This window comes from Corynebacterium sp. HMSC064E07 (genome assembly GCF_001815745.1).
Lineage (GTDB): Bacteria > Actinomycetota > Actinomycetes > Mycobacteriales > Mycobacteriaceae > Corynebacterium > Corynebacterium jeikeium_D.
In genome coordinates this window covers 1-20,256 of sequence record NZ_KV821827.1, presented here as the reverse complement: position 1 = coordinate 20,256, position 20,256 = coordinate 1, and the positions used below count along the sequence as shown (strand labels likewise).

At 58.1% G+C, this 20,256-nt stretch carries 21 protein-coding genes; 3 read left to right on the top strand and 18 right to left on the bottom strand.

The features are described from left to right. Position 1: 1 nt before the first annotated feature. The 3 genes from map to HMPREF3053_RS08465 form a co-directional block, all read right to left on the bottom strand. Positions 2-913, bottom strand: a complete 912-nt coding sequence (gene map / locus HMPREF3053_RS08475; protein WP_070595122.1) for a type I methionyl aminopeptidase — start codon at positions 911-913, stop codon at positions 2-4. Positions 914-981: 68 nt separating this feature from the next. After that, a complete protein-coding gene (locus HMPREF3053_RS08470; protein WP_070644015.1) occupies positions 982-2,829 on the bottom strand; it encodes a penicillin-binding transpeptidase domain-containing protein in 1,848 nt (615 codons plus the stop codon). Positions 2,830-2,888: 59 nt separating this feature from the next. Continuing rightward, positions 2,889-4,121, bottom strand: coding sequence for a M50 family metallopeptidase (locus HMPREF3053_RS08465; RefSeq protein WP_070767567.1), 1,233 nt, complete (start codon positions 4,119-4,121; stop codon positions 2,889-2,891). A 215-nt stretch (positions 4,122-4,336) separates the two neighbouring features. Here HMPREF3053_RS08465 and HMPREF3053_RS08460 point away from each other — a divergent pair, with 215 nt between their 5' ends. After that, positions 4,337-4,738, top strand: a complete 402-nt coding sequence (locus tag HMPREF3053_RS08460; protein ID WP_016422566.1) for a DUF2631 domain-containing protein — start codon at positions 4,337-4,339, stop codon at positions 4,736-4,738. Positions 4,739-4,855: 117 nt separating this feature from the next. Here HMPREF3053_RS08460 and rlmN read toward each other — a convergent pair whose 3' ends face one another. Beyond that, the gene (gene rlmN / locus HMPREF3053_RS08455) at positions 4,856-5,953 is read right to left on the bottom strand and encodes a dual-specificity RNA methyltransferase RlmN (RefSeq protein WP_049189669.1); all 1,098 of its coding nucleotides are present in this window, start codon (positions 5,951-5,953) and stop codon (positions 4,856-4,858) included. A 117-nt stretch (positions 5,954-6,070) separates the two neighbouring features. Between rlmN and HMPREF3053_RS08450 the strand changes: the two genes are divergently transcribed. After that, positions 6,071-6,499 (top strand): lipopolysaccharide assembly protein LapA domain-containing protein, encoded by a 429-nt coding sequence (locus tag HMPREF3053_RS08450; RefSeq protein WP_065421645.1) that lies wholly within the window; start codon positions 6,071-6,073, stop codon positions 6,497-6,499. A gap of 21 nt (positions 6,500-6,520) precedes the next feature. Here the strand turns inward: HMPREF3053_RS08450 and HMPREF3053_RS08445 are convergent, their stop codons facing one another. The 5 genes from HMPREF3053_RS08445 to rpsB all read right to left on the bottom strand — a co-directional run bounded on the left by HMPREF3053_RS08445 (position 6,521) and on the right by rpsB (position 10,718). Then, entirely contained in the window at positions 6,521-7,426 is a 906-nt protein-coding gene (locus HMPREF3053_RS08445; protein WP_049170784.1) for a phosphatidate cytidylyltransferase, read from the bottom strand. Between the two features lie 39 nt (positions 7,427-7,465). After that, a complete protein-coding gene (gene frr, locus HMPREF3053_RS08440) occupies positions 7,466-8,023 on the bottom strand; it encodes a ribosome recycling factor (RefSeq protein ID WP_038628675.1) in 558 nt (185 codons plus the stop codon). Between the two features lie 83 nt (positions 8,024-8,106). Beyond that, a complete protein-coding gene (gene pyrH, locus HMPREF3053_RS08435) occupies positions 8,107-8,832 on the bottom strand; it encodes a UMP kinase (RefSeq protein WP_005509726.1) in 726 nt (241 codons plus the stop codon). 181 nt (positions 8,833-9,013) lie between these two features. Beyond that, complete coding sequence (gene tsf, locus HMPREF3053_RS08430) at positions 9,014-9,841, bottom strand: translation elongation factor Ts (RefSeq protein ID WP_049170780.1); 828 nt, start codon at positions 9,839-9,841, stop codon at positions 9,014-9,016. Between the two features lie 55 nt (positions 9,842-9,896). Then, entirely contained in the window at positions 9,897-10,718 is an 822-nt protein-coding gene (rpsB, locus tag HMPREF3053_RS08425; protein ID WP_040360682.1) for a 30S ribosomal protein S2, read from the bottom strand. 377 nt (positions 10,719-11,095) lie between these two features. Here rpsB and HMPREF3053_RS08420 point away from each other — a divergent pair, with 377 nt between their 5' ends. Continuing rightward, the gene (locus HMPREF3053_RS08420; RefSeq protein WP_065421708.1) at positions 11,096-11,617 is read left to right on the top strand and encodes a murein hydrolase activator EnvC family protein; all 522 of its coding nucleotides are present in this window, start codon (positions 11,096-11,098) and stop codon (positions 11,615-11,617) included. 14 nt (positions 11,618-11,631) lie between these two features. Here HMPREF3053_RS08420 and HMPREF3053_RS08415 read toward each other — a convergent pair whose 3' ends face one another. The 9 genes from HMPREF3053_RS08415 to HMPREF3053_RS08375 all read right to left on the bottom strand — a co-directional run bounded on the left by HMPREF3053_RS08415 (position 11,632) and on the right by HMPREF3053_RS08375 (position 19,909). Then, on the bottom strand, positions 11,632-12,486 hold the full coding sequence (locus HMPREF3053_RS08415; RefSeq protein ID WP_070652971.1) for a tyrosine recombinase XerC: 855 nt from the start codon (positions 12,484-12,486) through the stop codon (positions 11,632-11,634). A 291-nt stretch (positions 12,487-12,777) separates the two neighbouring features. Next, complete coding sequence (dprA, locus tag HMPREF3053_RS08410) at positions 12,778-13,914, bottom strand: DNA-processing protein DprA (protein ID WP_070652940.1); 1,137 nt, start codon at positions 13,912-13,914, stop codon at positions 12,778-12,780. Positions 13,915-13,943: 29 nt separating this feature from the next. Then, positions 13,944-15,476 (bottom strand): YifB family Mg chelatase-like AAA ATPase, encoded by a 1,533-nt coding sequence (locus tag HMPREF3053_RS08405; RefSeq protein WP_049170772.1) that lies wholly within the window; start codon positions 15,474-15,476, stop codon positions 13,944-13,946. Continuing rightward, positions 15,477-15,899 (bottom strand): YraN family protein, encoded by a 423-nt coding sequence (locus tag HMPREF3053_RS08400; protein WP_065421646.1) that lies wholly within the window; start codon positions 15,897-15,899, stop codon positions 15,477-15,479. A gap of 211 nt (positions 15,900-16,110) precedes the next feature. Next, positions 16,111-16,413, bottom strand: coding sequence for a DUF2469 domain-containing protein (locus HMPREF3053_RS08395; RefSeq protein WP_005509529.1), 303 nt, complete (start codon positions 16,411-16,413; stop codon positions 16,111-16,113). 54 nt (positions 16,414-16,467) lie between these two features. Beyond that, positions 16,468-17,172, bottom strand: a complete 705-nt coding sequence (locus tag HMPREF3053_RS08390) for a ribonuclease HII (RefSeq protein WP_224783775.1) — start codon at positions 17,170-17,172, stop codon at positions 16,468-16,470. Further along, complete coding sequence (lepB, locus tag HMPREF3053_RS08385) at positions 17,147-17,944, bottom strand: signal peptidase I (protein ID WP_070767565.1); 798 nt, start codon at positions 17,942-17,944, stop codon at positions 17,147-17,149. The genes HMPREF3053_RS08390 and lepB overlap by 26 nt, the downstream gene beginning before the upstream one ends. Positions 17,945-18,018: 74 nt before the next feature. After that, positions 18,019-18,360, bottom strand: coding sequence for a 50S ribosomal protein L19 (gene rplS / locus HMPREF3053_RS08380; RefSeq protein ID WP_048761860.1), 342 nt, complete (start codon positions 18,358-18,360; stop codon positions 18,019-18,021). Between the two features lie 139 nt (positions 18,361-18,499). Next, the gene (locus tag HMPREF3053_RS08375) at positions 18,500-19,909 is read right to left on the bottom strand and encodes an HNH endonuclease signature motif containing protein (protein WP_049170763.1); all 1,410 of its coding nucleotides are present in this window, start codon (positions 19,907-19,909) and stop codon (positions 18,500-18,502) included. Between the last annotated feature and the right edge of the window lie 347 nt (positions 19,910-20,256).

The following is a 20,256-nucleotide window of genomic DNA, read 5'->3' as shown; positions in this document are numbered from 1 at the left end:
GTTAGGCCTCGGGCTTCCAACCAGTTTGGAACTGACCTGGCACGTTCTGCTCATCCGGCAGAGTGAGGATTTCATAGCCGTCGGAGGTCACCAACACCGTGTGCTCGAACTGGGCGGTGAACTTGAAGTCATCATTCTGCACAGTCCAGCCATTATCCCAGATGTGGTACGGCAGCTCACCGAGGTTAATCATCGGCTCAACAGTCAAAGTCATGCCCGGCTCGAAAATAGTGTCCTGGCTCGGCTCATCGTAGTGCAGGACAATCAAACCATTGTGGAACGTGGTACCGACACCGTGACCGGTGAAGTCCCGAACGGTGTTGTATCCAAAACGCTTAGCGTAAGACTCGATTACGCGGCCGATGACATTAATCTCACGGCCCGGCTTGATGACCTTAATGCCGCGCATGGTGGCGTTGTAAGTGCGCTCCACTAGCTGGAGGTGCTCCTCCGAGACATTGCCCGCGAGGAAAGTCGCGTTGGTGTCGCCGTGGACACCGTTCTTGTATCCGGTGACGTCGACATTGACGATATCGCCGTCTTCAATAACCTGAGTATCCGGAATACCGTGGCAGACAATCTCATTAAGAGACACACAGCACGACTTCTCAAAACCGCGGTACCCCAGCGTGGACGGGTAGGTGTCGTGATCCAACAGGTACTCGTGCACCACCCGGTCAATCTCATCCGTGGTCACGCCCGGAGCTACGGCCTTGCCGGCCTCCACCAACGCGTTGGCAGCAATGCGAGAGACCTCTCGCATATTTTCAATATCTTCCGGAGTCTGTACCAGCGGCTCGCCGACGCCTTCCTGAACCTCGTCCTTCCAGGCGTACTCCGGCCGTTCAATATGTGCCGGAACAGTGCGAATTGGCGTGGACTTTTGCTGAGTAAGTGGAGAACGCTGAGTCATGGAACATACTCTACCCCTACCCCCGGATTAGCCTTTCGGCCTGTGCCGGTTTCGAAGCCAGAAATGCTCTAGCCCTCGTCTCCTGAACCTTCATCCATATTGGCGAAGAAGGCATCGGTAATCGCCACCGCATGTTCGGATCCACCACCGCCGACGATGAGCGTGGCGAAGGCCAAGTCATCTCGATAGCCAGTGAACCAAGCGTGCGAGCCACCTCCATACTCGGCCTCACCGGTCTTGGCGTAGACCTCACCGCGTCCGGCAATGGCCGAACCGGTACCGGAGGTCACCACCGCCCGCATGAGTGAGCGAACCTCGTTCAAAACCTCAGGTGGAAGTGGCTTCGACGTCTGCGACTGCCACGTTCCCGCGCTTGGCACGAGTGACGGCGTCGGAGTGCGCCCGGCCGCCACCGTCGCGGAAACCAGCGCCATGCCAAACGGGCTGGCCAAGTCATTGCCCTGTCCATAGCCCGCATCGATACGCTCGACTTCATCACTACCGTCAGACACGCTGCCGGTAATAGTGTCGAGGCCCGCGATGTGATAGTTGATTCCGATGCCGAAGTTCTTGGACTCCTCCTTGAACTGCCCTGGTTCCAACTTGTGGGAGATGTTGCCGAACGTGGTGTTGCAAGACCGCGCGAAGGCATCGCTCAGCGAGGTATCCCCGACACCACTTCCGTTGTAGTTGGTGACAATTCGCGGACCGATTTCCATCGAACCTGGGCACGGCACAGTCGATCCCGCATTTAGTCCCTCGTGCTGCACACCTGCAGCGGCAGTGACAATCTTGTACGTCGATCCCGGCGGGAACTGTCCCATCAGCGCAAGGTCACCGTCCTTGTCTGCTTCCGCCGTCTGGGCTACCGCCAGAATCTTGCCCGTAGACGGCTGCACAGCCACCAGCATTGCCTTCGCATCTTGCCGCGTATCGACTGCCTTCTGCGCTGCGTCCTGCACCTTTTTACTAATCGATGCCTGCACCGCCGGGGCTACATCCGGAGACACCTCATAGAGCGTGCCGACGACTGCTCCGCCCTCGTTGGCCGCCACGATCTTCCAGCCATCGGCACCGTGATCACCAGTGTCCACTAGCCTTTCCACACGGCTCATCAAATCAGGCGCAAACCCCGGGTCGGGTCGCACCATCGCTGCTTCATCGTTAACAGAAATTCCGTCAATGTCCGCGAGCTCATCCTTGACTCGCTGTGGCGTGGATGCCGGCAGCACAATCAGCGAAAAGTTACCCTTCCCACCAGCTGCCTGCTCCCCCACTGCTCGGGCGTCGAGCTTCGGACCATCTTCCGGCATTTCATTATTGATGACCGTCGCCGCCCGGTTAATCGACGACTGCACATTCTCCGCCCCATCGCGGTTGAGAATTACCCGGTGCACAGTCCCCGGCTCAAGCAAGGCCGCACCGTCCGAACCAACCACAGACGGACGTGGAGCTGCGATAGTGCGCAATTCTGGGTGCTGATTACGCCCCAGCTGTGGATGCAGGGATGCTGGCGACCAGCGCAACGCCCAATCCCGTTGCCCAGCCTCAGTCTTGGTCAGCGTGAAAGTGGTGTCATATCCCCAGCGTCGCTGATGCGGCAGCTGCCAATTCATGGTGACTTCGGCCGAGGACTGATTCGAGCTGGTATCGATACCCTCGATTTCATAGTCAAGCCCCTCCGGCTGAAGGCCGTCGGTGGCCGCATTCAGATCCCCCTCAGCGGAATCCGGATGATCGGTCAGCGCCGCCGCCTTAGCGACATCCCCTCCCGCCAGCGCCCCAAGGAATTCCTCAAGCACCTCGCGCCCGGTGTCAGGCCGCGGCGTACACGCGGCGGATGACAACACCAGACCCGTGATTGCCACAGCCGAGATACTGCGAAGCAGGGGCTTGCGGCGCGAAGTTTGTTCCATGTGGGCTGACGTTAGCACCGCTTTGCTTTACGACGACGCTGGCGCGCCGCAACCTGCTATCAGCGGTTCAGCACAATTGGATTGACCACGTCAGCAGCCATAACCAGAACGCCGAAGACCAGCAAAACTGCGGTAAAGGCCATAGTAATTGGCATGAGTTTGGTGTAATCGGCAGGCCCAAGCGCAGGCTTACCGAACGCCTTGCGAATCAGGTCGCGGATGCGCTCATAAATAACAACGGCGATGTGGCCACCGTCGAGTGGCGGCAACGGCACGAGGTTGAACACGGCCAGGAAATAATTGAGGTTAGCTAGCAACAGGAAGAATGAAGGCCACTGGTTCATCTCCGCCAATTCACCACCGGCACGCGACGCGCCGACGACACTCATTGGGCTGGCCGGGTCACGCTGAGCACCAAAGATAGAGGCGACCACGCCGGGAACCTTCTCCGGGATGGAGAGCAGCCCGTTCCAAACCGCCCCGAAAAGGCTGCCTGTGAAGCTGGCCGCACCACCGATGGCAGTCACTGCGTTGTACTCGTGGAGGATGGTCTCTGGGCGCTGGAAGGCGATACCAATTGCTGGCTGGTCGATGTCCTGCCCGTCGTTAGTCTTGCGCTTGACGACTTCCGGGGTGACCGTGACCGTCTGGGTGCTGCCATTGCGGTCGATGGTCATTTTGATGTCGCCACCTGCAGAGCTACCGATGAGAGACACAGCCTCGGGGTAGGACGTGATCTTGGTGCCATTGATCTTCTCAATCACATCTCCGGCACGTAGCCCTGCGCGCTCTGCAGGACCGGAACCAGTGCAGGGCTCCAGCGTGCCGTCGGCACGCTGTGCCGGCGAGACGCACTGCACCGCCTGAATGCGTGGCGCCATTTCCTTACCCATGTTGGGCAAACCCCACGTCACGGCAATGAAGTAAAGAATGATGAATCCAACGATGAGGTTCATTGCCACCCCACCGAGCATCACGATAATGCGCTGCCACCACGGCTTCTTGTACATGGCGTAGGGTTCTTCGGCAGGAGCGATGGGATCCATTGCTGTCATGCCTGCGATGTCGCAGAATCCGCCAAAGGGAATTGCCTTTATTCCATACTCGGTGTCATGCCCACCTGCCGCAGCGTGATGCCGCTTGAAGGAAAACAGCGTTGGGCCGAAGCCAATGAAGTATCGACGCACTCGCATTCCACACAGGCGAGCTGCGGTGAGATGGCCCCATTCGTGAAGGGCGATTGTCACCGCGATGCCGATTGCGAAGAGTAAAACTCCAAGAAGAAATGTCACGAGTGCTCACCCTACCCCCACTTTGGGCAAACGAGCACACCGGCGAACAGTTTCCGGCCGGGCTAAGTCCCAATTTCAGCAAGTTCTAAGGTATCCTTACACCCGATACTCAAGATTGTCTGAAAATGCGCTCAGTCGCTTTCAGCAAAACCGCAGATAGACTGAAGTGCATATAGAGTGCAATTCGCCGAAAGTGTTTACAGGAGGACTTTCAAGTGAGCAACCACGAGCCAAAGGAAGAGATTTACCGCGGCGTCAGCACCCTCGACGAGCCGTCGGCGAAGTGGGGCTGGCACGGCATTAGCAAGAGCGCTATGCAGAAGGCCGGCTGGATTTCCGTGATCTTCCTGCTGGGCATGACCATTGGTAACCACAAGGGCAACGTCGAGAACTGGTGGCTGGTCGTCATCGCCGCCCTGATCGCTATTGGCCTGCTGCTGCAGTTGTTCGCCCCGCAGGGTTCTCAGGTCCGCACCGTTACCGGTCACAACAAGCCGGAAGGCCACATTGAGCCGGAGTGGGCACGCGACCAGGTTAACGGCACTGGCGTCTACGCTAACCTGACCGACTCTCAGCTGCGCTCCTGGAACCGTCTGCCGGAAGGCCAGAACCAGTAAAGTTAGCCACTTTTGCAGAAAGTCTGGCCTAACAGCTCTATAGCAACAGCTCTATAGCGCTACAGCGCACAAAAAGATCCGCACCGAATTCGGTGCGGATCTTTTGCTATTTGTCGGCTAAACCTCTTCGGCCGCCAGCTGACCACACGCTGCCGCAATCTCGTTGCCACGGGTATCGCGGACCGTGCACGGTACCCCCTGCGCCTGTACGCGGCGGACGAACTCCTCCTGCTGCTTCTTCGGGGAGGCGTCCCACTTCGACCCCGGAGTCGGGTTGAGCGGAATCAGGTTGACGTGGACACGTGAGCCCAGAGCATTGTGGAGCTTCTTACCCAACAAGTCTGCACGCCAATCCTGGTCGTTAATATCGCGAATCAAAGCGTACTCAATAGATACGCGACGGCCTGTCTTGTCTGCGTAGTAGCGAGCTGCATCAAGCACCTCAGCTACTGTAAAGCGATTGTTGATCGGTACCAGCTCATCGCGAAGCTCGTCATCTGGAGTGTGCAGAGACACCGCGAGGGTTACTGACAGGTCCTCGTCGGCAAGCCGTCGGATGTTCGGCGCGAAACCGACTGTAGAGACGGTGACATTGCGCATCGAGATGCCGAATCCCTCCGGCGACGGTCGCGTGATGCGATGGACGGCGGCGAGAACGCGGTTGTAGTTCGCGAGCGGCTCACCCATGCCCATGAATACGATGTTGGTCAGGCGACCGCCCTCGGCTGCCATCGTGGCAGCGGCCTCACGAACTTGGTCGACAATCTCCGCGGTGGAGAGATTACGCTGCAGACCGCCCTGACCCGTCGCACAGAATGGGCATGCCATACCGCAGCCGGCCTGTGAGGAAATACAGAGGGTCGCACGCCCCGGGTACTTCATCAGCACGGATTCCAGCAGCGTACCGTCACCTGCACGCCACAGCGTCTTACGGGTTTCGCCGTCGTCACAGGTGATGTGGCGAACGGGAGTCAACAAAGGTGGGAAGAGACTGTCTTTGACCTTTTGACGGTCTGCTTCCGGCAGATCAGTCATCGTCATAGGGTCAGCCTCAAGCCGACCGTAATAGTGCCGGGCAATCTGATCGGCGCGGAAGGCCGGCAGGCCCAGTTCCTTGACCGCAGCCTTCCGTTCCTCAACATCGAGGTCCGCAAAATGGGTCGCGGGCATGCCGCGACGTGGAGCTTTAAGAACGATTGGAAGTGAAGATGCCATGATGGCACCCATTTTCGCATGTAATGACGGTTTTGGCCTAATGAGCGACTAGGCAGCCGCAACTAAGTGGACCTTTACAAGTGGTACATACCTGCCAAAACGTGTTGAATGATAGGTATGACTAACGCTAATCAACCGAATAACGACAGTCCGCTTTTCGACGATACTCCGTCGTACTCTCCAAATGATTCAGTGGCTCCTGCACCAGAGCAGGACAACCTTCCAGAGCCAGTCGTTGACGCGCCCGCAGAGAAGGACTCCACACCGGAGCCAGCGCCCGCTCCTGGCCGGCGCAAGGTGAAAAAGACTACCGCGGGCTCGATGTGGGTTGGCCTGGTCATCAGTGCAGTTTTGCTGATCGTATTGCTTGTATTCATTCTGCAGAATCAGCAGGAGACCACACTAAACCTGTTCGGCTGGGCCTGGAACTTCCCGGTCGGTGTCGGAATGCTGTTCGCTGCTATCCTCGGCGCCCTCATCACTGCGCTAATCGGTGGCTGGCGAATGTTTGATCTGCGCCGCCAGATTCGTAAGGGCGACAACTAAAGCCCGACTGAACCAGCCAAATTAAACCAGGCTGAAAAGCTGCAATATCAGCCACGTCATCGCGGCTGATGGCAGCATGCCATCCAGGCGGTCCATCAGACCGCCGTGGCCCGGCAATATCGAGGACATATCCTTAATCCCCAGATCGCGTTTGAACTGGGACTCCATCAGGTCACCAAGCGTGGCGGAGATAACCAAGGCAATGCCCAGCACGATGCCCTGCCACCACGGCGCGTGCAACATAAAGATTGCACAGAGCGCTCCAGTAATAGTGGCGAGTACGAGAGAGCCGCCGAACCCTTCCCAGGATTTTTTAGGGCTTACCTTCGGAGCCATCGGATGCTTTCCGAACATGACACCGGCGGCATAGCCTCCGACGTCATTGGAAATCACCCCGATCATGAAGGTCACAATGACCAGACGGGGATCGACTTCCCAGGGATTGTCCATGTGCACCAGCTGCACAGCTAGCGCCGCAAAGAACGGAATCCACATCACCACGAAAACTCCGACTGCGACATCCCGCAGCCAGTTCCGTGGTGCTTCAGCCATCCCGTGCAAAAACAGACGGGTGACTAGTAAAAGCATCAGGGTAACAGTCAGGCCCATGACCAGACCGTCAATCCCCCAGTAGGCGGACAGCCACACCATCAGCTGTCCGCCGAAAATCAGAACCGGGCGAGGGACCTGCCAATCGGACTCGCGGAGCCGCTCGCAGACCTCCCAGGTTGCAAGGCCAACCGCCGCGGCGACCAGAACGGTCCAGGCGAGCGCCCCCAGCAGCAAGCCGATGATGACGACTGCACCAAGTGCTACGCCCACCGTAATTGCAACCGGCAGGTTCCGACCTGCCGAGTTACGCGGCTTAATAAGCCGTAGCTCGTCTAGAACACGTTCCTTATTGGACGCTGGCTTCGACGTTGGCATTGGCGCCTCAAATCCCCTCTCCCGGTTGAATATGAAGGCCTAAACCTCCATCAATTCCGCTTCCTTGCGTTCAACCAAGGAGTCCACCTGCTCGACGTAGTTCTTGGTGACCTGGTCCAGCTCCTTTTCGCCTGCCTGCACCTCGTCCTCGCCAGCATCGCCGTCCTTCTGAATCTTCTTCAGAGTTTCCATGCCCTTACGACGGACATTGCGAATCGCGATCTTGGCGTCTTCGCCCTTCGAACGTGCGACCTTAACCATCTCACGACGACGCTCCTCGGTCAGCTGCGGGATAGTTACGCGCAGGACCTGGCCATCATTAGTCGGGTTCACACCCAGGTCGGAGTTGCGAATCGCGTTTTCGATGTCGCCCATGACGCTCAGCTCATACGGCTTAATCAGCAGCATGCGCGGCTCTGGAACCGAAATGGTAGCCATCTGGGTAATCGGAGTCGGAACACCGTAGTACTCCGCAATAACGCCGTTGAACATCGCCGGGTTCGCACGGCCAGTGCGAATGTGGGTCAGCTCCTCGCGGCAGTGTTCTACGGAGCTACCGTACTTTTCTTCACAGTCAAGCAGGACTTCATCAATCATTGTGTTTTTAACCTCGGGTTTCTACGCGGGTTCTAGATAGTTCTAGAGCGCTCTGTGGAAAGAACGTATTACGAACAAATTTATCAGCTGTGGACGAGAGTACCGATTTGCTCACCGGCTACCGCGCGCGCAATGTTTCCGTCGGTAAGCAGATTAAACACGAGAATCGGCATGTTGTTGTCCATGCACAGGGAGAAGGCGGTGGCATCAGCAACGCGCAGGTCCCGTTCCAGAACCTCACGGTGGGTGATGTCATCGAACAGCTCTGCGTCCGGCACCTCACGTGGGTCGGCCGAGTAGACACCGTCAACGGCCTTTGCCATCAGCAGCACCTCGCAGCCGATCTCCAGGGCGCGCTGGGCGGCGGTGGTGTCGGTGGAGAAGTACGGCATCCCCATACCTGCACCAAAGATGACCACGCGGCCCTTCTCCAGGTGGCGCTTAGCACGCAACGGCAGGTACGGCTCCGAGACCTGTGCCATGTTGATTGCAGTTTGAACGCGGCAGTCCACGCCCTCCTGCTCGAGGAAGTCCTGCAGAGCCAGGCAGTTCATGACCGTGCCCAGCATGCCCATGTAGTCAGAGCGTGCGCGGTCCATGCCGCGCTGCTGAAGCTGTGCGCCACGGAAGAAGTTACCTCCGCCGATGACGACACAGACCTCGACGCCCTTTCGGGAAACTTCCGCAATCTGTCGGGCAACGTTTTGCACCACGTCCGGGTCAACGCCAACCTTGCCGCCACCGAACATCTCACCACCGAGCTTGAGCATCACACGTTTGAAGCCATTGCGCTCGACAGATTCTGCCATGACCATGCACCTTTCTCACACCGTTTAAAAAGTCGCAGACGAGTCTACCCGGTCACGACAGCAAGGCACACTTGACGCTCCGCATTATCGGCTACAGGACAGCAAAATACCCCGCCCGGGTTCCCGAGCGGGGCATTTAAACTAGCTCACAGCTAGAGGCTTATGCACAAATTACAGCGAATTAGTGCTGGCCAACCTCGAAGCGAACGAAACCGGTCAGGGTAACGCCAGCCTCTTCCATGAGCTGCTTAACGGTCTTCTTGCTGTCGGCGACAGACGGCTGCTCCAGCAGAACAACGTCCTTGTAGAAGCCGTTCAGACGACCCTCGACGATCTTGGCGATAGCCTGCTCCGGCTTGCCCTCTTCGCGGGTGATCTTCTCGTAGACAGCGCGCTCTGCCTCGACGCGGTCGGCCGGGACATCCTCGCGGGACAGGTACTGAGCCTTCAGAGCGGCAACCTGCATAGCTGCTGCGTGAGCAGTCTCTGCAGCACCCTCGCCCTCACCGGTGTAAGCAACCAGAACTCCGACAGCTGCCGGCAGGTCTGCTGCACGGCGGTGCAGGTAGACAGCGATGTTGTCGCCCTCGAGAGTAGCGGCGCGACGCAGCTCCAGCTTCTCACCGATCTTTGCGGAGAGCTCCTGGGTAGCGTCAGCTGCGGTCTGACCGTCGAGGTCAGCTGCTGCGAGCTCTTCCGGGGAGTTTGCCTTGACTGCTGCGGCAGCGTCGGCGACCTTGTTGGCGAAGTCGATGAACTCCTGGTTCTTGGCAACGAAGTCGGTCTCGGAGTTGACCTCGACCATGGTGTTACCAGAAACAGCGATCAGGCCCTCGGCGGCGGTGCGCTCTGCACGCTTGCCGACGTCCTTTGCGCCCTTAATACGCAGGATCTCGACAGCCTTGTCGAAATCGCCGTCGGTCTCGACGAGTGCGTCCTTACAAGCCTTCATGCCGGAGCCGGTCAGCTCACGGAGCTTCTTGACGTCAGCAGCAGTGAAATTCGCCATGCTGGGCGTTCCTCCTTGTGGTGGTTAGAACTTGTGGTGGTTAGAAAGTTCAGCTTTACTCAGCGGATGCCGTCTCAGTTGCAGTGGAGCCCTCGGCGTCCATCTCTGCAGCCTGGTCGGTGTTCTCAGCGGCGGACTCGATCGGAGCGTCGCCTGCTGCCTCGCGAGCAGCGTTGGCCTCGCGCTCAGCGCGAGCCTTGCGGCCCTCTTCAACAGCGGTGGAGATGATGCGGGTCAGCACGGAAGCAGCGCGGATTGCGTCGTCGTTGCCCGGGATCGGGAAGTCAACGTCATCCGGGTCGCAGTTGGTGTCCAGGATGGCAACAACCGGAATGCCCAGCTTCTTAGCCTCGGCGACAGCGATGTGCTCCTTGTTGGTGTCAACAATCCACAGTGCGGACGGAACCTTGGACATGTCGCGAATGCCGCCCAGGGTGCGCTCCAGCTTGGTGCGCTCACGGGTCAGCATCAGGATTTCCTTCTTGCCGCGACCCTCGTAGCCGTTCTCAGCAGCGTCCATTGCCTGAAGCTCCTTCAGGCGAGCCAGGCGCTTGGAAACGGTGGCGAAGTTGGTCAGCATACCGCCGAGCCAGCGGTGGTTGACGTATGGCATGTCAACGCGCTCTGCCTCGTTCTGAACGGCTTCCTGAGCCTGCTTCTTGGTACCGACGAACAGGATGTTGCCACCGTGAGCGACAGTCTCCTTGACGAACTCGAAAGCCTCGTCGATGTAGGTCAGGGTCTGCTGCAGGTCAATGATGTAGATGCCATTGCGCTCGGTGAAGATGAAACGCTTCATCTTCGGGTTCCAACGACGGGTCTGGTGACCGAAGTGGACACCTGCATCGAGCAGTTCTCGCATGGATACAACAGCCATGTCATATTCAGGGAAGATCCTCGCGTCCAGCCTGACTAGGGCTGCGGCTGCTTCCCTTCCTTTCTTATCCGATATAGGTGGTTACAGTTCACGCACAGGCTTTCCCTGTGCCCTAGCGCTCCCCCGCTGCCTCACACCCGACAGATATCCTTGCCGAGCACCCGTGAACCAGCCGGAATGGGTCGCGCGCGTAGTCTTTGTGCTAATGACCGCCCATTAAGGCAGACACCGCGAGCGTCATCTTATCTGATACATCGCACAGGTCGCAATATCTGACACGCCCTGCTATCCACAGGACAAAAAGTCATCCACAGCTAGAACCGTTTGCAATGCACTGCCGCTTGTCGACGAGTGCAGCGTCCGCCACACTATCGCGCATGACGACCAAGCAGAGTTTCAAGCGCTCGCTAATGCGCACATTAGCGCTATTCGTGCTCGCTGTCGCGCTAACAACACCCCCAAGCCCACCTGCAGCTACCGGCGAGCCAATATCCGCTAGTGCGCATACCTTCCCTGTGCACGGCAAAATACTACGCGACTACGCCCCACCGGAAAAACGCTGGCAGCCTGGACATCGCGGAGTAGACCTGAACGCCTCCCCGGGTCAGCCAATCCGCGCCTCAGCTCCCGGTGTGGTGCATTTCGCCGGTTCAATCGCCGGAATGACGTCCGTGTCAATCATGCACGCCGATGGCATCCGCACAACCTATCAGCCCATAGATACCGCGTTAGAAAAGGGAGACCACGTGGCCGCTGGCCAGGTGATTGGTCATCTTGTGGTCAACGCCAAACATCCCGAACCGGGCCTGCATTGGGGCGCACTGCGCGGCAAAGACTATCTCAACCCACTGGATTTGATACAGCGGAGACCAATCGTGCTCAAGCCTGTACGCAATTAAACAACCCTGCGCGATTAAGCGCGCGGATGTGCCCGCTTGTGTACTTCACGGAGGCGGTCCGCTGAGACGTGGGTATAAATCTGCGTGGTCGCCAGACTCGAATGACCGAGCATCTCCTGCACCACACGCAAGTCAGCGCCACCTTCCACCATGGCTGTGGCCGCAGAGTGCCGGAGCGAATGCGGTGAAACATCAGCCCATTTATGAATCACTCGGCGCGCCTGACGAGGATTCAATCTACCTCCACGCACACCGAGAAAAAGCGCATGTTCGGCCTGTGCGGAAGCATGAAAGCTTCCACGCACCTGGAGCCAGCCTTTGAGTGCCGCCTCCGCTGGTACACCGAAGGGCACGATGCGCTGCTTGTTCCCCTTACCCACTACCGAGATGATGTGGCGGGAAAAGTCCACATCAGAGACGTCGGCCTTGCACAGCTCCTCTACACGCATCCCAGTGGCATACAACAGTTCCACAATGGCCAAGTCGCGAGCCGCAACTGCGCTGTCCTCGGAGGAGACTTTCTCGATTGCCTCCTCAACCCTCTCCGGCGAGAGCACTTCCGGAAGATGCTGATGTTTCTTCGGCGTTGACAGCCGCAGCGACGGATCAGCATCGAGAATTTGCCGAGCTACGAGCCAACTACAGAACTGGCGAATGGACGTCGTTAAGCGAGCCAGCGATGACCGCGCAGCACCCTCCGCATGCTTCGCGCCGAGGTGCGCACGGATGACAGGGGTGGAGAGTTCACTGATGTGGTCCAGGCCGGCGAGGAGGGGGATGAGATCGGCTCGATAGGCACGGACGGTTGCGTCAGAGAGTCTGCGGGAATAAGTCAGCTCATCGAGAAAATCCATGAGCACGGCCTCAATATTGGCGGATAACCCGAGATCCGGCTCAGTCCTGTCGTCGTTATTGGTTGCGCGCTTCACGGTTCTGACCTTAGTAGATGCACACCGCGAGACCTCACCAGACAGCGGAAAAAGGCAGTGACTCCGACTTTCGCCAGAGCCACTGCCCTATTGCCTCACCCATGTCACAAGCCCGTTTCCGTAACAGTTACTTAGGCTTGCCTTGCCTATATTACTGAGCGTACAGAGAATTGCAATACCTAATTCAAGATTTTTTCGAGATTCTCTGCAGAAGGCTTTATTAGCGCCTCACTAACGCTTCTGTTCCTGGCGCAACCACCCACCCTCCACCCGACTGGTCAGCCCCCGTCCCTGCAGCTCCAGCAACAAATGTGTCGTAAGCGCCACGGCCAATCCCGCCTGCGCTGCGACTTCTCCCACCGGCGTTGGCTCCGCAGAATTCAGAGAGTCGTAGACAGCGAGCTCGTTTCGAGAAAGCTTCTGCACCGCCGACTTTTCCCACAACAATTCAAGCTGAGCATCCTCATTCACTGTGCCAACTGACCGATACAGCGACCGCACATTATCGGCACTACACACCAGGACAGCCTCGCCACTGCGGATTAGGTCATGACAGCCAGAGGTAGTTTGCAGCGTCACCGGTCCCGGCACTGCTCCCAAGGGCTTGTTTAGCCTCACTGCCCAGTGCGCTGTGTTGCGCGCCCCTGAACGCCAGCCCGCCTCGACGATTGTGGTTGCTCGCGATAGGGCCGCTACCAGACGATTCCTAGTCAAAAACCGATGCCGCGCAGGTCGCACCCCCAGTGGATACTCCGTAATCAGCGCACCCCGCTCTGCAATCCCGTCGAAGAGTTCTGCATGCGCCCGCGGATAGTCAACCCCTACACCACCGGCTCCGACCACAACCGTAGTGCCGCCAGCGTCGAGCGCAGCTCGATGCGCCGCGGCATCAATACCCAACGCACCACCACTGATGACACTAACCCCCGCATTCGCGAACTGCCCCGCGAATTGGGCCGCCACCTGTGTCCCGTAGCTGCTGGCCATCCGCGTTCCGACAATCGCCACCGCTTCACTGACCACGTCCCGCAAGTCACGGCCACGCACCCACAGCGCAAGTGGTGGTGCATCGGCGCGGTCACGGACTTCGAGCGTCGTAAAGCAGGACAGCAGCTCCCCCGGCCACTCTGGGTGCCCCGGATAAATAAGACGCCACCCCATCGCTGCCGCCAGCTCCAAATCGTGGCCGCTCTGGTCAACGTCGGCTCGCGCCTGCGTCGTATTGAGCAGACCTTCCGGCAGCCCGGCGCGAGCCTTGATCCTCTCTGCTACCTCTACCGGCCCAAACTCCGTCACGAGCCGCACAATCTGCGGATGCGTCGCCTCTACCACACGATTCAGGTAAGCCCACGCGTGAATTTCGTCCATTTCTCCCCCTTGATAATGGTTCGGTTGTATTAGCCGCCCTCGCGGTCATGCAGCTGGCAGGCGCGTTGCACGTGCTCGAAGGTAAACGCGTCTACTCCCCCGAGATCTGCGAGCGTCCACGCCACTGCGATTACTTTGTCCACTCCCCGCTGGGTAATCTCTCCGTTCCTCAACTGGAAGTCCAATAACGCCATCGCTTCTTCGTCTAAGCCCGCGTGACGACGGAGAAGCGAGCGTGGCACACTCGCGTTGGTGACGGCTGCTTCGTCGGCAAGCCCCAGGGCCTGCCACCTATGGCGGGCACGGTCACGTGCGGCCTGTACCCGATCGCGAACGGCCGCGGAGGGCTCATTGTGTGCTTTGTTTTTAATTCCCAGCTTGGCCCCGGCAGGACTGAGCGTGACGTTGAGATCCATGCGATCGCGTAGCGGGCCCGATAATGCGCGACCATGCTTGGCTCGCTCGGTACTAGAACAGGTGCATTCGCTGGCATACGCCGCCCCACACCGACAGGGATTGGTCGCCATGACTAGTTGTGTTCTCGCCGGAAAAGTCACTCGATGGTGCGTACGCAGGTGGACGACCACCCCGTTTTCCATCGGCATCCGCAACGCATCCAATACCGCCGGGCGCATGAGGGTGATTTCGTCCAAGAAGAGCACCCCATGGTGGGCAAGGCTAATCGCGCCGGGCTTGGGCACAGCACCGCCGCCGACTAGCGCTGCCACAGTCGCGCTGTGATGTGGAGCCACAAACGGCGGATGTTGGACAAGAGTGTCCGCAGTATCGAGCGCTCCGGCCACCGAATGCAGCGCGGTGACCTCCAGCTGCTGCCACTTCTGCAATGGCGGCAGAATTGTGGGCAAGCGCTCAGCGAGCATGGACTTCCCAGTTCCCGGAGAACCCTGCATGAACAGATTGTGCCCACCTGCTGCGGCTACCTCGAGGGCGAAGCGCGCCTCAGGTTGGCCATCGACATCGGCCAGGTCTACCGAGAAGGCTTGTTCGCTGGGGTCGTCGTTAAGCGCGGTCGTCAAACCTGAGCCGGTGAGTACCCAGCCCCATAGCTGTGTGAGGTCGGCTGCGGTGCAGACTGCGATGCCGTCGACGAGCGCGGCCTCGGCGGCGTTGGCGGCGGGGACGACAACCCAACGGGCACCGGCCTCGCGGGCGGCAAGAACTTGCGGCAGCACTCCACGCACCGGTCGAATGGAACCGTCGAGCCCAAGTTCGCCAATGAGAACCGTGTGGCGGAGACGACCTCGGGCCTCCATGTCATCGCTGGTTGCGATAAGGATGGCGCAGACGATGGCGAGGTCAAAGCTAGTGCCGTGCTTGCGGATATGCGCCGGCGACAGACTCACCACGACTTTTGTCTTCGGCCAGGGCAACTGCGAGTTAGCAACCGCCGTGCGCACGCGATGTTTGGCTTCTCCGACGGCGGCATCGCCGAGCCCACCGATATACATTCCCGGCAAGCCACGCCCAACATCGGCTTCCACCTGCACAATAGTTCCTTCAATGCCGCTGAGGCTGACTGCAAGAGCTGTACCGACAGTCATCTAGCAGTCCCACATGATCGCGTCGCTGATTGCGGGAATGTACGTAACTGCAACGACTGGAGGACCGGACGAAGGGCTGGACACTGTGACTTCTGCGCAGTCGATAACTACGGACTCTAACCAGTAGGTAGAACTCTCTGACAGCCACTGTGCCGCCGCCTTGCGCAAATGACGAAGCTTGGCTGCTGTGATGGACTCTCTGCCGTCCCCAAACTGACTACTTCGCGAGCTGCGCCGCGTTTTTACCTCCACAAAATGCAGCCTGCCGTCAACATCTTCAGCAATAAGATCGAGCTCATAGCGCCCCACCCGCTCATTCCGAGCAATAACTTCCCACCCCTGATCCTCCAACATCTCGGCGACGAAATCCTCCCCAAACGCGCCGAGCTGTCTCGTGGTTAGTTCTTCAAAGCTCTGTGTCATAGCCCCCGGTCCCCCTGGTTCCCCGTTGAATTGTGCCTAGGCTGTTTAGTGCCTAGACTTTTGCCGCCTTGGCGGTTCGGAAACACTCTTGCACAGCGGGCATGACAAAGGCCTTCCGATAGATGCTCGGAAGGCCCAAACTGTGGATAATTTTTCGACTGTGGATAACTGTTAGCAGCTAGCTATACCAAGAGATGAAAAGCTATAAAAGCTACGGCAGTCGTAGGTCAGGCTTATCCAGTTCCTCGATATTGACATCCTTGAAAGTGATAACGCGCACGTAGCGGACAAACCGAGCCGGGCGATGGACATCCCACACCCACGCATCCGACATCCGCAGCTCGAAATAGACCTCGTTTTCGCTGTTGTGCGGAATCAGCTCCACAGCATTAGCAAGGTAGAACCTGCGCTCCGTCTCAACAACGTACGAAAACTGACTAACGACATCGCGGAACTCCTTGTACAGGGATAGTTCAACGTCGGCCTCGTAGTTTTCTAGATCTTCTGCGCTCACGACCGCGACGGCTCCTTCGAGTGTTTACATGTTGCTCTTTTTGTACATGTTGGTCTATTCGGGGTGCTCAAGATACTCCGCGTGTGCCAAGCGCACATTGCGGTATGACCACCGATGCTCCGGGGTTGCGCCATGGCGTGAAATCGCTTCCATATGCGATGACGTGCCGTAGCCCTTATGCCCCGCCAGACCATAATCCGGATACTTCTCCGATAGGTCAACCATAATGCGGTCGCGGGTGACTTTGGCTAAGACACTCGCAGCAGCAATACATCGGCAAGCGGAATCACCACCAATCACGGGCAAATAGGGTGCCGTGAAGCCAGACACTTTGAGTGCGTCGGTAAGCACATAGCCAGGACGCTGTCCCAACCCGGCTACCGCGCGGCGCATTCCAGTGACATTCGCGTCCTGGATGCCGAATTGGTCGATGTAGGACGCGGGAATCGTCGTCACGCAAAAAGAGGTAGCGAAGCGTTGGATGAGCGGAAAGAGCCGTTCACGTGCGGCCGGCGTGAGCTTTTTAGAATCGGTGAGCTTATCCAGCTCTGCGATAGGGCGTTCTGGAAGGCAGCAGGCGGCGATAACTATCGGGCCTGCACAGGCGCCGCGACCAGCCTCGTCGACCCCGGCTACAGGTCCAAAGCCGCGCTTTGCCAGCGCGACCTCTATCGTGCGCGACTGCTTCAGCCTCCGCAGTTTCGGCGCCGGCGGCGTGAGCAGACTGTGCTGACTAGTTGTGCTGGATGTCCGGATCATCGACGCCACCGATGCGGTTAAACGGCAGGATGATTGCCTGCACCTTGCCGACGACGTTATCCAGCGGCACAGTACCCTGCAGCTCGTCGCCCATGTGATAGCGAGAGTCCGCAGAGTTGGTGCGGTTATCACCCATGACCCACAGATTCCCCTCCGGCACTGTTACCGGCCCGAAGTACGGGCCACCACACTGCTCTGAGCCAAGATTATCCACCACCGGCTTGTCTGCCGGAGTTTTAATGAAATCCTGCTCTGTCATCTTGCCGTCAACCATGATGCCGGGATCTCCTGGGCGACACTGCACAGTCTGCCCACCCGTAGCAATCACACGCTTGACCAACGCATTTTCATCCGGCGCAACAAGGCCAATCCAGGAACCAACCGTCTGCAGCGAGTTCGCCACCGGGTTAGTTGAACGCTGTGACACGTAGTTACTATTCCAGGACTCCGGGCCATTAAAGACGACAACATCGCCGGGCTTGGGATCTGAGAACTGGTAGGAAACCTTATCCACCCAAATGCGGTCACCGGTGCACCCGACACATCCGTTGAGCGTCGGCTGCATCGACTCGGATGGAATCACGTAGACGCGGCCGATAAAGGACTGCACACCGGCACTGATGAGCAGGGCAATCACGATAATGATTGGAATCTCGATGTACCACGGAGTGTGCTTTTCAGGCTCCTCGTCGAGTTTCCGGAAGCCTTTCAAGCCTTCAGTACGGTCTTCTTTTTGGCCGTCAGTCTGTTCGCGAGAATCGTCGTCGGTCATGGGAAAAGACTATACGCGATAGAAAAATCCCCACCGAGCTCAACACTCGATGGGGATTATTTTGCGCCAAAAGACTAGCGGCGCTCCTTGATGCGTGCAGCCTTACCGCGCAGGTTGCGCAGGTAGTACAGCTTCGCACGGCGAACGTCGCCCTTGAAGACAACGCGAATCTCGTCGATGTTCGGGGAGTGCACCGGGAAGGTACGCTCAACAGCGATACCGAAGGATACCTTGCGGACGGTGAAGGTCTCGCGGACGCCGCCGCCCTGACGACGGATAACGACGCCCTTGAAGACCTGAATACGCTCGGTCTTACCCTCGACAATCTTTACGTCGACCTCGACGGTGTCACCAGCGCGGAACTCCGGAATGTCGTCGCGCAGGTATGCTGCATCAACCTTGTCAAGAATGTTCATGGAAACTTATTCCTTTACTTTTTGCATAGACAGAGGACCCTGGCGGCGCTTTCCCACAGAGGGACGCTCGGCCGGTTCATGCCCGAAACAGGTAAAGCTGCCTATAAAGACAACCTGGAAATTATTACACACCCCCTGGTCAGAAACCAAACTCTTCCATGTTCGGCGGGTCTTGCGGGTCTTGGGGAGCTTCCGAGTCTTGGGGGTCTTGCGGGTTGGGAGTATCGGTGTCTTCTCCCCTGCGCGCTTCCTCGACCAGCTTCCGTGATTGCTCTATCAGCTCCTGGCGATACTCGTTATATTCTGCCAGCGCCTGCGTCATCCGCAGTCCCCGTTTGTCGAAAGTGTAGCGCCCGTGCCCGGCAAGCGGCCCGTCTTCCAGGCTCACCGCCTTTTTGCCCGTGCTTGACGACGTCCACAGTTCCACCCCATCCCGATCACGTGCAACATTCCACAGACCAGCTGTTTTCATGTTGTGGTGCCGGCGGCAGAGGCAGTGGAGGTTCGGCGTTTCTGTTGCCCCGCCCTCCTCTGGGTGCTCTTTGTCGTACGGCTCAATATGGTCAATGTCGCAGAGCTCCGCGGGTACATCACACCCCGGAAAGCGACACGTTCCGTCCCGACCTTTAACGAAGGCTCTCTGACTTTCGGTTGGGGCGTAGCCCTCCGCGGTTTCGTCGGCAAGCATACGAATATGCGTGACCTTATCAATCCACGCCTGCGTAGCTAACTGCGAGATCCAGCCAACGCCGCCAAGCCAGGCGGTGCGGGGACGCTCCTCTGTGGCAGGACAGTATAGGTTGAGTACGATTTTTGCCTCGGCGGTGCCGCGGATGAGGTGTGTCAAAGCTTCGACTCGAGTGCAGCCAGCTGAGCTGGAGATGGACTCGAGGGTGGTTTTGAATTCGAGAGCGCGGGTCTTTTCCAGCTCCATAAAAACTTCCGCGAAGTTGTCGCTCTCTTCAAAACCGATACTCTCTCCTACTATTTCGCGTTCTCCTGCAGGAAGCAGCGGATCGACATCACCCGGAAGGTTTTTGGGGCGAAGCTGAGGTTCAATTTCTTCGATAACCCGTTGCAGGAATTTATGTAGGCTGCGAACTCCCCGGAGTGCCTCGCCATGCTTTCGGGGAATGACAAAGCGGGCAATTTCTTCTTCAACAGCTGCACGCACCTCTGGATCGTGGAGCGGCGCTGTCGCGCGAGCAATGGTGATCAGATGCGCAAAGGGCAAATGAGCTCGAGCTTTAATAAAGGCACCCAGCCGGGGCATACGCGCTAACTGAATGCCGACCTCTACATACTCGAGCGCCTTACCGCGGGAAATACCCAACTCGGGTGCGATTTCAGCAATGTATGCATCCACATCAATCTCAAGCGACTTCGGCGTGCAACCGCAAGCTATACCCAGTTCCAGGCGATTGCGTTGGATACCCGCCACCGCCAACTGGTTCGTGGATGACTCGTGGAAAAACTGCGGCGCTTCAGGCAGCAGAGCCGCTTGGTAAACATCGGACGGTTGTTTGGCCGGACTATCTTTTTCAGACATTGTTCCCCCAAAGCCCCAACCCCGCTCAGTGTCGATAACCAGTGAATACCACTAGCCCAACGCCAAGAAGAGAAGCTCAAGCACTTTGTTCTTGATGCCTCCATTTTAGCACACCCATTCGATTGCGCAACCCCTTTAATAAAACTTTTTCGCTTGTACATTCGAGTGAATTGTTGAGCGTGTTATCAAATGTCACGAGGTGCATCTTCTGGCGAAACTCCGCGCACACTAAGACGGCACGCTACAACCGCTCGCTACAACGTCACGCTGATACAGCACTCCAATAACGACCGCTGCCGACCGTTGCTACAAAGCCCGTTACCTTGTGAGTGTCCCCGATAATGGGG

What these genes read in the sequence shown, in the direction of transcription:
- map (WP_070595122.1), bottom strand. Translation starts at nt 913, where the DNA reads ATGACTCAGCGTTCTCCACTTACTCAGCAAAAGTCCACGCCAATTCGC.
- HMPREF3053_RS08470 (WP_070644015.1), bottom strand. Translation starts at nt 2,829, where the DNA reads ATGGAACAAACTTCGCGCCGCAAGCCCCTGCTTCGCAGTATCTCGGCT.
- rlmN (WP_049189669.1), bottom strand. Translation starts at nt 5,953, where the DNA reads ATGGCATCTTCACTTCCAATCGTTCTTAAAGCTCCACGTCGCGGCATG.
- HMPREF3053_RS08450 (WP_065421645.1), top strand. Translation starts at nt 6,071, where the DNA reads ATGACTAACGCTAATCAACCGAATAACGACAGTCCGCTTTTCGACGAT.
- HMPREF3053_RS08445 (WP_049170784.1), bottom strand. Translation starts at nt 7,426, where the DNA reads ATGCCAACGTCGAAGCCAGCGTCCAATAAGGAACGTGTTCTAGACGAG.
- frr (WP_038628675.1), bottom strand. Translation starts at nt 8,023, where the DNA reads ATGATTGATGAAGTCCTGCTTGACTGTGAAGAAAAGTACGGTAGCTCC.
- pyrH (WP_005509726.1), bottom strand. Translation starts at nt 8,832, where the DNA reads ATGGCAGAATCTGTCGAGCGCAATGGCTTCAAACGTGTGATGCTCAAG.
- tsf (WP_049170780.1), bottom strand. Translation starts at nt 9,841, where the DNA reads ATGGCGAATTTCACTGCTGCTGACGTCAAGAAGCTCCGTGAGCTGACC.
- rpsB (WP_040360682.1), bottom strand. Translation starts at nt 10,718, where the DNA reads ATGGCTGTTGTATCCATGCGAGAACTGCTCGATGCAGGTGTCCACTTC.
- HMPREF3053_RS08420 (WP_065421708.1), top strand. Translation starts at nt 11,096, where the DNA reads ATGACGACCAAGCAGAGTTTCAAGCGCTCGCTAATGCGCACATTAGCG.
- dprA (WP_070652940.1), bottom strand. Translation starts at nt 13,914, where the DNA reads ATGGACGAAATTCACGCGTGGGCTTACCTGAATCGTGTGGTAGAGGCG.
- HMPREF3053_RS08405 (WP_049170772.1), bottom strand. Translation starts at nt 15,476, where the DNA reads ATGACTGTCGGTACAGCTCTTGCAGTCAGCCTCAGCGGCATTGAAGGA.
- HMPREF3053_RS08400 (WP_065421646.1), bottom strand. Translation starts at nt 15,899, where the DNA reads ATGACACAGAGCTTTGAAGAACTAACCACGAGACAGCTCGGCGCGTTT.
- HMPREF3053_RS08390 (WP_224783775.1), bottom strand. Translation starts at nt 17,172, where the DNA reads ATGATCCGGACATCCAGCACAACTAGTCAGCACAGTCTGCTCACGCCG.
- lepB (WP_070767565.1), bottom strand. Translation starts at nt 17,944, where the DNA reads ATGACCGACGACGATTCTCGCGAACAGACTGACGGCCAAAAAGAAGAC.
- rplS (WP_048761860.1), bottom strand. Translation starts at nt 18,360, where the DNA reads ATGAACATTCTTGACAAGGTTGATGCAGCATACCTGCGCGACGACATT.
- HMPREF3053_RS08375 (WP_049170763.1), bottom strand. Translation starts at nt 19,909, where the DNA reads ATGTCTGAAAAAGATAGTCCGGCCAAACAACCGTCCGATGTTTACCAA.